The sequence below is a fragment of the Mannheimia glucosida genome, from assembly GCF_046267875.1.
In the GTDB taxonomy this organism is placed as follows: Bacteria; Pseudomonadota; Gammaproteobacteria; order Enterobacterales; family Pasteurellaceae; genus Mannheimia; species Mannheimia glucosida.
Genome location: NZ_CP176502.1, coordinates 630,429 through 643,420 on the forward strand (window position 1 = coordinate 630,429; position 12,992 = coordinate 643,420).

Here is a 12,992-nt window from a genome sequence, read left to right on the forward strand (position 1 = left end):
TTCAACGAAGGCAAGCGGGCATATTTTATGGTTATTTTGCAACTATAAAACAGACCGCTTGTGAGATCGTTTTCTATTTTATTGAGAACTGGATGCCGCATTCATCTGCAAGTAGCGAAGAACCTTTTTCTGGGTAGCTTCGTCCATATCGGTAAAGCCGACCATTCCGTTAAATACTGCAATCCATTCGTTTGCATCGTGCATTTTAGGATCACGTTGTTTATGGCACACGCTGCATTCTGTTTTATAAGTATTTTCGGTGTTCGCCCAAAAGTTAGTGAGATCTTGGGTAAATTCGGCATTTTCCACCCACACGTTCATTTTCACTTTTTGCCATACCAAGCCGGTGTTCGGATCTTCTTTGCTCTCCACAATAGCTAACGGTGGATTATTGCTGATAAAGGATTTCTCAAATACAGCATCGGTAATATTTTTACTGAAAGAATGATACCAAATCCGCCCGAAACCTTTGCTTTTTCGCCATAAATTCAGCTCAATTTCAGCGGCTTTTGCGGTTGTTTGCACCAATTTAATTTCTGCTCCGGCTTCTAGCTGCCCGATTTTCTGTGTCAAATTTTCATCGGCAAATAAAGGGATTGTTTCCGTGGTGTAACTGTTTGAACCGGCAAAACAAAATATTGGCGTGCTGAATGCCAAGAAACAGAAAGCGATTTTTGATAATGATTTCATCATAAACCCCACAAATTAGATGAGAAATTAGGTTATATGTTACACAAATTGATCAAAAAAGCGTTGATTTACATCATAAAACTGATTTTATGTCGATTTCTTAATTTTTTGCAAAAAAATCCCAAAAAATGACCGCTTACAAGCTATAATAACCAGTATTTTTCGACCATTTTTCAAATTCAAGAGAAAATAAAATGAGTACAAAATTCAACGTAAAAACCTTTCAAGGAATGATTTTAGCCCTGCAAGACTACTGGGCAAGCAAAGGCTGTACTGTGGTTCAACCTTTCGATATGGAAGTGGGGGCGGGTACTTCGCACCCGATGACTTGTTTGCGTGCGCTTGGCCCTGAGCCGATGGCATTTGCCTATGTGCAGCCGTCCCGCCGCCCGACAGACGGTCGCTACGGCGAAAACCCGAACCGCTTACAGCACTACTACCAATTCCAAGTGGTGATTAAACCGTCTCCGGACAACATTCAAGAACTCTACCTCGATAGCTTAAAAATGCTCGGCTTCGACCCAACTCAAAACGATATTCGCTTCGTGGAAGACAACTGGGAAAATCCAACCCTTGGGGCGTGGGGATTAGGCTGGGAAGTGTGGCTGAACGGAATGGAAGTGACCCAATTTACCTACTTCCAACAAGTCGGCGGCTTGGAATGTAAACCGGTGACAGGCGAAATCACCTACGGCTTAGAGCGTTTGGCAATGTATATTCAAGGCGTGGACAGCGTTTACGACCTTGTGTGGTCTGATGGCGAACTCGGTAAAACCACCTACGGCGACGTATTCCACCAAAACGAAGTGGAGCAATCCACCTATAACTTTGAATACGCCGATGTGGACTTTCTGTTCCAATGCTTCGAACAGTACGAAAAAGAAGCCCAATACCTGTTAGGTCTAGAAAAACCGTTACCACTGCCGGCGTACGAACGCATTTTAAAAGCGGCACACAGCTTCAACTTATTAGATGCTCGTAAAGCGATCTCGGTAACTGAACGCCAACGCTACATTCTACGCATTCGTGCTTTAACCAAAGGCGTTGCCGAAGCGTACTACGCAAGCCGTGAAGCGTTAGGGTTCCCGGGTTGTAAAAAATAAAATTGCCTAATTAAATGTAGGGGCGAAAAATTTTTCGCCCCTACGGATATGGATAATAACAATGAAACCGATTTTATACTTCGCCCACTGGTGTCCGGATACTGCCCCATTTGTGGCAGAACTAGACCGCTTGGGTATTGAATATGAACCGTGCGACATCACAAAGAGCGGTGCAAATTTCAAACCTTTTCTCCGCCTGCGTGACCGCCATTCCGCCTTTAACCACGCCAAAGCCAACGGCTATATCGGCATTCTGGCATTGCTGATCGAAGGTGAAAAAGTCGTGCTGGATTTGGCTGAATTAGAGGGCATTTTCGGCTAACAAGCGGTTGAATTTAGCGGAAATTTTGCAAAGGAGCCAATAATGAAGACAGTAATAGCAGAGAATTCGGCTGAATTTGTGAATGAAATTTCACAGCTAATTCAATCGAGTAAGCAACGAATGACCGTTGCGGTCAATGCAGAATTAACCTTGCTTTATTGGCATATCGGCAAACGGATCAATGACTATATTTTGCAGGGTGAGCGTGCGGAATATGGGCAAGAAGTAGTGAAAAATCTTGCTCAAAGTCTGACAGAGCAATTTGGTAAAGGCTGGAGTAAACGCCATTTAAATTATACGATGCAATTTGCTGCAACTTTCCCTAATTTGGAAATTGTGCATACACTGTGTGCACAATTGAGTTGGTCGCATTTTAAACTAATTATTGCGATTGATGAACCAATCAAGCGAGAGTTCTATGCCACAATGGCTGCACAGGAACGTTGGTCTGTACGAACCCTTGATGATCGCATTAGTTCACTGCTGTTTGAACGCACGGCAATTTCCAAAAAGCCCGATGAAACCGTTAGCGCTGAATTGAGTTTGCTACGCGAAAAAGGCGAATATAATCAGTCAATGGTGTTGAAAGATCCGTATATTTTGGATTTTCTCGACCTTAATGACCGTTATATGGAGCGTGATCTCGAAGATGCGATTTTACGAGAGATCGAACAGTTTTTACTGGAACTTGGGGCGGGTTTTACCTTTGTCGCACGCCAAAAACGGATTCAGATTGATAATGATGATTTCTATATCGATCTGCTGTTTTACAATCGTAAACTCAAACGCCTGATTGCGATTGAGCTGAAAACCGAAAGCTTCAAACATTCCCACAAAAGTCAAATGGAACTCTATTTGGCGTGGCTGGCGAAACACGAGCAAGAAGCAGACGAAAATCCACCGCTTGGAATTATTCTCTGCACCGGCAAAAAACAGGAACAAGTGGAACTACTAGATTTGAAAAATTCTGATATTCATATTGCAGAATATATGACCGTGTTGCCGAGTAAAGCTGTATTAGAACAACGGTTGCATTTGGCGGTTGAAAGGGCGAAAGAACGATTTTTGGTAAAATAACAAGCGGTTAAAATCAACGGAAATTTTGCAAAATGAAACCTTATGCCAAATCACTAAAACCGAATTCGCAGAAATTGCGAACGGCACAAACTGAGGCGGAGAGACGGCTTTGGTATCGTATTCGGGGCGATCAACTGGGTGTTCGTTTTTATCGGCAGAAGCCGTTGTTAAGCTATATTGTCGATTTCTACTGCCCGAAAGCAAAATTAGTGGTTGAGTTAGACGGTGGGCAACATTATGAGCCTGAACATCGGGCAAATGATAAAATCCGTGATGCGGAATTGGCTTCACTTGGTTTAAGCGTTCTTCGATTTGATAATTACCAAGTGATGACCGAGATTGAAAGTGTGATAGAAGCGATTTGGCAGAAGTGAAAACGGAGTGAGAGATTGTAATACCCTTGATGTATACAATAAGATCTCGAAACATGTACCTTTGGCATAAAGGAAGGAAATAATTTATGACTGAAATTTTACTTAATAAAGATGCTTTTAATATAGCGGAAGATGACTTATTAGTTAAAGATGTTCCATATGGGTTAGCGGTAGTATCCCATAAAATTTCTGAAGAAAAATTACCAATTAGATTTTTATACAGAGAAGAGCCAAGTTCTGATTATCCTGATAGCGGTTGGAGATTATTTTCAGGATATGAAGATGATGAATATACAAATAATCCCGAAAACTTTTCTATTTACAGCCTTACTCGTTTAGCTAATTTCCAACCTGAAATTGATGGAGATATGTTATATAGCCCAATAGGATCTGTATTTGAAAAAACACCCAATAGTGATCAATTTGAATTAGTTTCTGATTGGTCTATTCCTAATGAATAAATTGAAATAAAAGAGAATAAAATGACAACACAAAACTTCCTTGCCGAGATCGGCACAGAAGAGCTGCCACCGAAGGCACTCAAAAAATTAGCGACCGCATTTGCGGAGAATGTAGAAAACGAATTAAACCAAGCGGGTTTGGCGTTTGAGAAAGTCGAATGGTTTGCGGCCCCTCGCCGTTTGGCGGTGAAGGTGTTGAGCCTTGCGGAAAGCCAGCCGAGTAAAGAGGTTGAAAAACGAGGGCCGGCGGTGTCGGCAGCGTTTGATGCCGAAGGCAAGCCGACCAAAGCGGCGGAAGGCTGGGCGAGAGGCTGTGGTATCACGGTGGAGCAAGCCGAGCGCATTGCGACCGACAAAGGCGAATGGTTGGTGCATCGTGCGGTGATTGAAGGTCAGCCGACCAAAAACTTGCTGGTCGATATTATCGCCAAATCGCTGGCGAACTTGCCGATTCCAAAAACAATGCGTTGGGGCGATAAGAGCGAGCAGTTTGTTCGTCCTGTGCATACCGTTACGCTTCTATTCGGGGCGGAGCTGATCGAAGGAGAGATCTTAGGCGTGAAAAGCGGTCGTACTATTCGTGGTCACCGTTTCTTAGGTGAACGTGAGTTCCAAATTGAGAACGCCGATCAATATCCGCAACTGTTGAAAGATCGTGGATCGGTCGTAGCCGATTTCAATGAGCGTAAAGCCTTGATCCTTGCAAAATCCCAAGAAAAAGCGACCGCTTTGGGCGGCGTTGCCGATATTGAAGAGGATTTGCTGGACGAAGTGACCTCGCTGGTGGAATATCCGAACGTGCTAACCGCCAAGTTTGAAGAGAGTTTCCTTGCTGTGCCGGCGGAAGCCTTGGTTTATACAATGAAAGGCGACCAAAAATACTTCCCGATTTACGATAAAGACGGCAAATTGTTACCGCACTTTATTTTTGTGTCGAACATCAACCCAGACGATCCAAGCAAAATCATCGAGGGTAACGAAAAAGTGGTTCGCCCTCGTTTGACCGATGCGGAGTTCTTCTTCAAAACCGACTTAAAACAGAAATTAGAAGACCAACTACCACGCCTTGAAACCGTGTTGTTCCAACAACAGCTTGGCACATTGCGTGACAAAACCGCTCGCATTGAAGCCTTGGCAGGTGAAATTGCGAAACAAATTGGGGCAGATGAAACCAAAGCGAAACGGGCGGGCTTGCTTTCTAAATGTGACCTGATGACCAATATGGTGTTTGAATTTACCGACACCCAAGGCGTGATGGGGATGCACTATGCCCGCCACGATGGGGAAGATGAAGAAGTAGCGGTGGCGTTGAACGAGCAGTATATGCCACGTTTTGCTGGCGATAACTTGCCAAATTCATTGGTGGCTTGCTCAGTGGCGTTGGCGGACAAATTTGACACGCTCACAGGGATTTTCGGTATCGGTCAAGCGCCGAAAGGCAGTGCCGACCCGTTTGCTCTACGCCGTGCGGCACTTGGCTCACTGCGGATTATTGTGGAGAAAAATTTACCGCTTGATCTGGCTGAAATCGTGGCAAAATCGACCGCACTTTTTGGTGACAAACTGACCAACAAAAACGTGGTTGAGGACGTGGTGGACTTTATGCTCGGTCGTTTCCGTGCGTGGTATGAAAGTGAAGGCATTGCGGTGGACGTTATCCAAGCCGTTCTCGCACGCCGTCCGACCAAGCCTGCCGACTTCGATGCCCGTGTGCGTGCCGTGTCGCACTTCCGCACCCTTGATAGCGCCGAAGCCTTAGCCGCAGCGAATAAACGGGTGAGCAACATTCTTGCCAAAGCCGATATTGCAATTGGTGAGATCGATTTAACCGCTTGTGTCGAACCGGCAGAAAAAGCCTTAGCCGAAGCGGTGATTGCCTTGAAAGCGGAAGTGCAACCGCTGATTGCACAGGGCGACTACACCGCCGTGCTGGATAAATTAGCGAACCTCCGCCAACCGGTTGATGCGTTCTTTGACGGAGTAATGGTAAATGCAGAAGACCAAAAACTGCGTCAAAACCGCCTCGCCATTTTAAGCACGCTACAAGGCTTGTTCCTGCAAGTGGCGGATATTTCGCTGTTGCAATAACAATAAGTTTGCAATAATTGCAAAATTTTAATGAAAATAGACCGCTTGCAGTAATTGTGATCTGCAAGCGGTCTTTTTTGCTTGAAATTTTACCAAAGGCGGGATTATTTAAGTTTTGGTTTATTCACCATAATCTCGATGACTTGGCGGTCTGTGTATTGCATACTACGAGAGGCAATGCTGCATAAGTTATTAATTGAACGATCAATATCGTGTTCGACAATTCCTTCGTTGCCTGTTACTTGGCTATTATCCATAGACATCAGAATGGATTTATAGCTTGATGTTACGCTGGTGGAGACTTTCATCGCACAACTGTTTGAAGCACCATCACAGATAATACCGCTAATATCGCCGATCATACTACTAATTGCCATACTGATATTCTCAAATTTCCCTGTGAGCAGCCACGCTATGCCGGCACAGCTTCCCATAGCCGCGGTTGTTACGGCACAGAGTGCAGATAATTTCGGTAACTTGCTGTGAATATAAATTGCCATGAGGTGTGATAAAAAGAGTGCTCTAATGCGTTGCTCATCAGTGACATTTAAATGGCGGGCAACGACAACAACCGGCATAGTTGCTGTAATTCCTTGATTACCCGAACCGGAGTTGCTCATAGCAGGTAAACTTGCACCACCCATTCTAGCATCAGAGGCAGAGGTGGTTTCTATAACAATGCGATTAAGCAAATCATCACTGATTAGACCTAGACCAATCTGTTTTTGCAATGTCCTTCCGATATGTAGCCCATAATCGGCACGTAATCCTTCTTGTGAGAGTGCGGAATTTAATTGTGCTGCTTGCTCAATAAAGCGAATTTTTTCCAATTCGATTTGCATAGAAAAATTAAATATATCTTTTGCCGAAAGTGAAGCAAAGATCTCAGTAGTATCATCGTTATTGACGGCACAAGGTTTACTTAAAATAGTTTGCCCGTTTTTTTCAATGTAAATGACATTGGTATGGTGTTCAGCAATACGAACACATACTCGATTCGCTTGGTGAAATAGTGTTGCTTCAGAATATAGAATATGTTCTGTTTCGAAAATAGAGACGGACACTTTATCGGCATTTAACATCGCTTTAGCCTGTTTAACCTGTTCTGGCGTAATATTTTTTAATACTTCTAATCCACCATCAGGCTCCCCTCCGATTGCCCCAATAGCTGCCGCCATAGGTAATCCAACGGTTGCTGTTCCCGGTACTGTTACTCCCATCCCATTTTTCATCAAGTTAGGGGAAACTTTTGCCTCAATACGTTCTGGTAAATGACCTAAATATTGGCGTGCAATGGCGGATGCAAGGGCGAGAGAAATAGGTTCTGTACAGCCTAATGCAGGGACAACTTCATGGTTGACTGCATGTAAAATGGATTGTACTAATTTTTCGCAGTGAATATTCATAGATAAAACCTTATTACTCTAAAAATGTGAGGAATGGAGAAATACATAATAAAATGCCGGTAATGATAATAATATTGAGTGCTAGCCCTTTATATTTGAATAATGCAGGCACTTTATAGACTAAATAGGCCGGAATCAAGCACCCAACTAAGCCAAAAATAGGACTACAGATTGAGGTAAAGCTTAAAACTGGTGCATTTAATACAATCGCACTCCAAGCCAGCAGAATGGAAAATAACATAATCCCTTTCTGCACATAATTAGGATTGATTTTTTCAGCCGGGAATTTTCTTAATAATAGGTTCATCACAATGCCTTGAGTGGCTTCTCTAAAACCTAAATATACCCCGAAAAAGGCTGTCATAACGGCAAAAATATTTAATGCAACACCTACATAGGTTGCCCAACTACCAGGGAAAAATTGGGCTGCAATTGCTAATGCGGAAACATTTTGCTCGTATGCTTTGAGCGCTTCTTCTCTCCCCATTGCAAGTGTAAAAGAGACAGCGTAAAAGAAAACGGTAATAAATAAGATAGCAAATGCAATATTCATCGCTCGTAGGGCTTTATAGCGCGCAACTTCACGAGACTGTTCTTTAGCGCGGTAAGAAATTACCATTGGGCTGAGAGTTTGCAAAAAGAGTATAGAGGTTAGGGTGAAAGGGAGAGTAATGATGGCATCTTTTATAAGTTTGCCGAAAGGAGGCATTGCACCGATATTATGGAGCTGCCACATTCCAATCATTGCAAGCCCTAAGGCGGCAACGACGAATAGCTTAGTTAATACCATAAATGTAGATATTTTAAACAGTAGCTTTTCGCCTCGAGAAGATAAGGCAACTAATATATAGATTAGCACTAAGCCATAAAATGGGTTATCAGAGAGTAGTGTATCGGTAATGCCGAAGGTAAGGAGATAGGAGGCACTATCGTTTGTAATTGCGGTAGAATAAACAAACATCCAAATCACTAACATAATAAAATAAAGCACCCCTAAAAAGATTCCCCAGTTTTTGCCCAGGTAGCCACTAATAACGGTGGGGTAATCTTTACATTCCGGAGATTCTGCTAAAGTGTTAATAAACAAACGCTGAAAAAGGTACATCGCCGGGTATCCGATAATAGAAGAAAGTAGAAAAACCCACATGCCCATAAGTCCTACTTGTACCGGTAAAAAGACGATGCCTGCCCCGATAGCCATACCAATACTCATAATGATCCAGCCGAAGTCGGTAGAATCAAATTTTGTTGCTTGTTTAAATTCGGCAGGCGAGAGTTTTTGAGTATCCATAGAGTCTCCTTAAATCGTAACAGTATAATTAAGTGTTATTTTTGAATTCTCTTAAATGTTTATAAATTGCGTGGCTGGTTAGGGAGAGTTTTTCTGCCACAATAGGTACTGCCTCTTTTAGCTCAAAGATGCCATTTTCAAACAAATAGAAGATAATGGATTTCTTATAGAGTTTTGAATGTTTGGTAGTGTGTTGCTCAATGTGAGTAACTGCTTTTAGAAAGGTTTCTTCAATAAGTTCTTTTGGGTGAGTAATAAAGTTTTCACTTTTATAATGAGGCGGAATAGGATCGTAATTCATAAAAGAGCTAACGGTTTTATCTAATGGTGTCGATAAATTTAAATTAATACAAAATAATCCGATAGGTTTGCCCTCATGCCCGATAATAATATGCGTGGTAGACTTAACTAAGTTACCGTTATTTAACCGTGAAAAGTAAACCAGCTCAGTATTAGATTGATCTTTTTGGTAACATTTTAGTAACTGTAATCCTTTATCTGTAATAGGCGAACCTATTTTTCGGTTAGTATGATGTCCGTTAATGATTTTAATAACGGATTTTTCATAGGCATTCAATGAATGAATAACCACCTCACAGAATTCTCCTAATAACCCTGCTATTGCTTCACTTAATGAGAAATAAGACAGCATAATTTCTTTGTCTAAATCATGAAGATACTCTAATTTATCTGGCATAACTTTTACTCCAATTTTTGTGAATTATAAGAATGAGTAAATTTTAAAGTCAATTATATTTAACTTTATTGAGGATTAAAAGTCAGTATTTTTTGACTAAGATCATATTTTGAGGGAAAGATATAAGAGGACAAACCAAATAAGATTTGCCTCGATTCTGACCAGGAAAAGTGGCAAATTCAAGCTATCTTGATTAAAATAATGCACATACTTATAGGAAGAAGGAAAACACAATGTCAGTTAAAACCGAAGTTTTATTTAGTAATCATTGGAATGTGCGAGTGAGTGACCCGGGATTTGAGGGGTCACCAAGCCACTATTTTGAGACCGTTTTTTTAACCTTGGAAGCCCAAATTAACGGCAAACAGGTGCGTTATGAGTTCACCCGTAAAGTGGAGCAGGAGGTGAAAATCCACCGTAGTTTTACTGATATGAATGAGTTGTTTGAGTTCTTGGGTGAGTATTTAAGCCCCGTGGCTCTCGGCAATCTTGGCGTGCGTATCGGGCAGTTGGGGCTAGCCTAAGCTCAAGGGGCAAATTGTGTTTTGCCCTTGCAAAATTTTTCTAAAAATTAACCGCTTGTTACTACGTTTATGACCACTTCCAACTCTCTTTTCCAACAAACCCAGCCCTATTGGGATTTCCTGCGAATTGAAAAGCAGGTTAGCCCGCATACCTTGAGCAATTATCAACGCCAATTAGTGGCAGTGAGCGAGCTGTTTTCACAAGCAGGCATTGAACGTTGGGAAGAGGTCGAAAGTAGCTCGGTACGTTGGATGTTAAGCCAAAGCCATAAGCAAGGCTTGAGTGCCAAAAGTATCGGTTTACGCTTGGTGGCATTGCGGCAATGGTTTGTCTATTTGATTAAAATCGGGCGAATGACGGCAAACCCGACTTTAGGGGTGAAATCGCCGAAAGTGGGTAAGCATTTGCCGAAAAATATTGATGCGGAGCAGGTCGGGCAGTTGTTGGCGATTGAGAGTGATGAGCCGAGCGATATTCGGGACATTGCGATGATGGAGCTGATGTATAGCTCGGGCTTGCGGTTGTCAGAATTGCAAGGCTTGGATTTAGGCGATATGGATTTGTCGGCACAAGAAGTTCGGGTGCAAGGTAAGGGTAGCAAAGAGCGAATTGTGCCGATTGGCTCGCAAGCGTTAAAAGCGTTAAATCGCTGGTTAGAAATGCGTTTGCAATTTAAGCCGCAAGATAATGCGGTGTTTCTGAATAAGCGAGGCGGGCGGTTATCGCACCGTTCGATTCAGTTGGTGATGAAAAAATGGGGAGAGCGTCAGGGATTGGAAAGCCATCTGCACCCACATAAATTACGTCACTCTTTTGCCACGCATATGTTAGAGGCAAGCGGTGATTTGCGTGCAGTGCAAGAGTTACTGGGGCATAGTAGCCTGTCCACCACCCAAATTTACACGCATCTGGATTTCCAACACTTAGCTAAAATTTATGATTCTGCCCACCCAAGAGCAAGACGAAAGCAAGAAGATTAGGCAGTTTCCGCTTCAAGGGTTTTGATTTTGCAGAAGAAATACCAATATTGAATTATCACTAACACCACTAAGGCAATTTTCCCACCGATATGGGGCAGGGCAAAGAAAGCAAACAGTGTGAACGGAAACGAAATCGCTAAAATCGTGATTTTTTGTTTCATCGTCATTGCCCGTTTCTCATCATATTCCTGTAGATATTTTTTGTATAATTTGGTTTGAATAAACCACTGGCGGATTCGTTCTGAGCCTTTGGTAAAACAGAACAACGCTAAAAGTAAGAACGGAGTGGTCGGCAAACCGGGCACGACAACGCCGATAATGCCTAAACCGATGCAAATAAAACCACAGATAATATAAAGGTATTTCATAGTAATTAAGTTATTGATAATGAATCGCAATTATCCTAAAGCAACTTTAGGCTGATTTCAACCAGTTTATAGCGATAGATTCAAGCGGTAGTTTTATCTGATTTTTTTGCAAATTAAATAAAAAACCTGTTGATTGCTCAACAGGTTTAAAGACTGGCGGAGGAAGTGAGATTCGAACTCACGGAGGGCGTTAACCCTCGCCGGTTTTCAAGACCGGTGCATTCAACCGCTCTGCCATTCCTCCGGGTTGAATTTAATTTTAGATTATGTGTTCTCTTAAATGAGAAAATCTGCTGATACATATCAGCAGACTTGAATTTGATGGCGGAGGAAGTGAGATTCGAACTCACGGAGGGCGTTAACCCTCGCCGGTTTTCAAGACCGGTGCATTCAACCGCTCTGCCATTCCTCCGTTGAAAACGTTGCAATAATAGAGATTATTGCGAACATCGTCAAGTAATAAATCTTAAAACCTGCTTATTCGTTCTTTTTTTCAGCACAATTTATTTTCTAATTAACCAAACGCCACTTTCAATATGGTGGGTGTAAGGGAATTGGTCAAAAAGAGCGGCTTTTTCAATCCGATGGGTTTGGCTTAATTGTTGTAAATTCTCGGCTAGAGTTTCCGGATTGCAAGAGATATAGAGAATACGCTCATACGCTTGCACCATATCTAATGTAGCTTGATCTAACCCTGCACGAGGCGGATCAACAAAAATGGTATTACATTCGTAAGCCTTTAAATCAATCCCTTTTAAGCGATAAAAGGCACGCACACCGTTCATCGCTTGGGTAAATTCTTCCGCCGACATTCGGATAATTTGAAGGTTCTCAATGCCGTTTTTTTCAATATTATATTGAGCCGATTGCACCGATGATTTGGAGATCTCGGTTGCCAGCACTTTGCGGAAGTTTTCTGCCAAGGCAATCGAAAAATTGCCGTTGCCGCAGTAAAGCTCAAGCAAATCGCCTTCGCTATTTTTTGTACAATTTCTCGCCCATTCCAGCATTTTGATATTCATTTCCGCATTTGGCTGGGTAAAGCTGTTTTCCACTTGGCGATACACATAGTGTTTGCCGTGCACAGGTAGAATTTCTTCCACATAATCGCAATCCAGTGCGATTTTTTGTTTATTGGCACGCCCGATAATTTGCACCTTGAAACCTTGCTGCTCTAAACGGCTTTTTAAGGCGTTTGCCTGTTCAACCCATTCTTCATTCAGGCTTTTGTGGTAAAGCATTGAGACTGCAATTTCACCGCTTAAGGTGCTTAAATAATCAATCTGGAATAGCTTGCGAGTGAGTAGCTCATTGCCTTGAATTTCCGCCAATAATGCGGTCATCATACGGTTGATTAGCTCACTGGCAATCGGGAAACTATCCACCCGATAACGAGCTTTGGTTTCAGGGTTAAACATAATGTGGTACAGCTCGCCTTCCTCGTGCCACACTCGAAATTCTGCCCGCATACGGAAATGGCTCGGCTTTGAGGCAAATACCTCAATCGAGGGCGGATTAAATGGCTTGAGTAAAGCGGTCAAATTTTCGGTTTTTTTTGCAAGAAGATCGGAATATTGTTCGATAGGAAGTGTCATTTTTTACCACAAATA

General features: G+C 42.4%; 14 protein-coding genes and 2 tRNA genes. 8 read left to right on the top strand and 8 right to left on the bottom strand.

From position 1 onward, the window contains the following. Nucleotides 1–78: 78 nt before the first annotated feature. Entirely contained in the window at nucleotides 79–690 is a 612-nt protein-coding gene (locus ACJ7Z2_RS03130) for a pentahemic C cytochrome (protein ID WP_126302704.1), read from the bottom strand. Between the two features lie 194 nt (nucleotides 691–884). Here ACJ7Z2_RS03130 and glyQ point away from each other — a divergent pair, with 194 nt between their 5' ends. The 6 genes from glyQ to glyS all read left to right on the top strand — a co-directional run bounded on the left by glyQ (nucleotide 885) and on the right by glyS (nucleotide 6,115). After that, nucleotides 885–1,793, top strand: coding sequence for a glycine--tRNA ligase subunit alpha (gene glyQ / locus ACJ7Z2_RS03135; RefSeq protein WP_126301505.1), 909 nt, complete (start codon nucleotides 885–887; stop codon nucleotides 1,791–1,793). Between the two features lie 61 nt (nucleotides 1,794–1,854). Beyond that, a complete protein-coding gene (locus tag ACJ7Z2_RS03140) occupies nucleotides 1,855–2,115 on the top strand; it encodes a hypothetical protein (protein WP_409500760.1) in 261 nt (86 codons plus the stop codon). Nucleotides 2,116–2,157: 42 nt separating this feature from the next. Beyond that, nucleotides 2,158–3,192: a YhcG family protein gene (locus ACJ7Z2_RS03145; RefSeq protein ID WP_409500761.1), complete on the top strand. Its 1,035-nt coding sequence runs from the start codon at nucleotides 2,158–2,160 to the stop codon at nucleotides 3,190–3,192. A gap of 32 nt (nucleotides 3,193–3,224) precedes the next feature. Continuing rightward, nucleotides 3,225–3,566 (top strand): endonuclease domain-containing protein, encoded by a 342-nt coding sequence (locus ACJ7Z2_RS03150; RefSeq protein ID WP_409500762.1) that lies wholly within the window; start codon nucleotides 3,225–3,227, stop codon nucleotides 3,564–3,566. An 86-nt stretch (nucleotides 3,567–3,652) separates the two neighbouring features. Further along, nucleotides 3,653–4,027 (top strand): DUF2185 domain-containing protein, encoded by a 375-nt coding sequence (locus ACJ7Z2_RS03155; protein WP_373612089.1) that lies wholly within the window; start codon nucleotides 3,653–3,655, stop codon nucleotides 4,025–4,027. A gap of 21 nt (nucleotides 4,028–4,048) precedes the next feature. Then, complete coding sequence (gene glyS / locus ACJ7Z2_RS03160; RefSeq protein ID WP_409500763.1) at nucleotides 4,049–6,115, top strand: glycine--tRNA ligase subunit beta; 2,067 nt, start codon at nucleotides 4,049–4,051, stop codon at nucleotides 6,113–6,115. A 104-nt stretch (nucleotides 6,116–6,219) separates the two neighbouring features. On the opposite strand, the gene ACJ7Z2_RS03165 is transcribed toward glyS, so the two are convergent. The 3 genes from ACJ7Z2_RS03165 to ACJ7Z2_RS03175 are packed head-to-tail and all read right to left on the bottom strand — an operon-like array spanning nucleotide 6,220 to nucleotide 9,509. Then, nucleotides 6,220–7,521, bottom strand: a complete 1,302-nt coding sequence (locus ACJ7Z2_RS03165; protein ID WP_409500764.1) for a serine dehydratase subunit alpha family protein — start codon at nucleotides 7,519–7,521, stop codon at nucleotides 6,220–6,222. A gap of 13 nt (nucleotides 7,522–7,534) precedes the next feature. After that, entirely contained in the window at nucleotides 7,535–8,812 is a 1,278-nt protein-coding gene (locus ACJ7Z2_RS03170) for a hypothetical protein (RefSeq protein WP_409500765.1), read from the bottom strand. 28 nt (nucleotides 8,813–8,840) lie between these two features. After that, the gene (locus ACJ7Z2_RS03175; protein ID WP_006249978.1) at nucleotides 8,841–9,509 is read right to left on the bottom strand and encodes a transcriptional regulator; all 669 of its coding nucleotides are present in this window, start codon (nucleotides 9,507–9,509) and stop codon (nucleotides 8,841–8,843) included. Nucleotides 9,510–9,742: 233 nt separating this feature from the next. On the opposite strand from ACJ7Z2_RS03175, the gene ACJ7Z2_RS03180 reads away from it, so the two are divergent. Then, entirely contained in the window at nucleotides 9,743–10,033 is a 291-nt protein-coding gene (locus ACJ7Z2_RS03180; protein WP_409500766.1) for a DUF5377 family protein, read from the top strand. Nucleotides 10,034–10,102: 69 nt separating this feature from the next. After that, nucleotides 10,103–11,014: a tyrosine recombinase XerC gene (gene xerC, locus ACJ7Z2_RS03185; protein ID WP_126301513.1), complete on the top strand. Its 912-nt coding sequence runs from the start codon at nucleotides 10,103–10,105 to the stop codon at nucleotides 11,012–11,014. On the opposite strand, the gene ACJ7Z2_RS03190 is transcribed toward xerC, so the two are convergent. The 4 genes from ACJ7Z2_RS03190 to trmA form a co-directional block, all read right to left on the bottom strand. After that, the gene (locus ACJ7Z2_RS03190; RefSeq protein ID WP_126301514.1) at nucleotides 11,011–11,382 is read right to left on the bottom strand and encodes a YbaN family protein; all 372 of its coding nucleotides are present in this window, start codon (nucleotides 11,380–11,382) and stop codon (nucleotides 11,011–11,013) included. The genes xerC and ACJ7Z2_RS03190 overlap by 4 nt on opposite strands. A gap of 154 nt (nucleotides 11,383–11,536) precedes the next feature. Beyond that, nucleotides 11,537–11,626 (bottom strand) — tRNA-Ser (locus ACJ7Z2_RS03195). Nucleotides 11,627–11,704: 78 nt separating this feature from the next. Next, a tRNA-Ser gene (locus ACJ7Z2_RS03200) sits at nucleotides 11,705–11,794 on the bottom strand. 91 nt (nucleotides 11,795–11,885) lie between these two features. Beyond that, nucleotides 11,886–12,977 carry a tRNA (uridine(54)-C5)-methyltransferase TrmA gene (trmA, locus tag ACJ7Z2_RS03205; RefSeq protein ID WP_409500767.1) on the bottom strand — a complete coding sequence of 364 codons (1,092 nt, stop codon included), beginning with the start codon at nucleotides 12,975–12,977 and terminating at the stop codon, nucleotides 11,886–11,888. Between the last annotated feature and the right edge of the window lie 15 nt (nucleotides 12,978–12,992).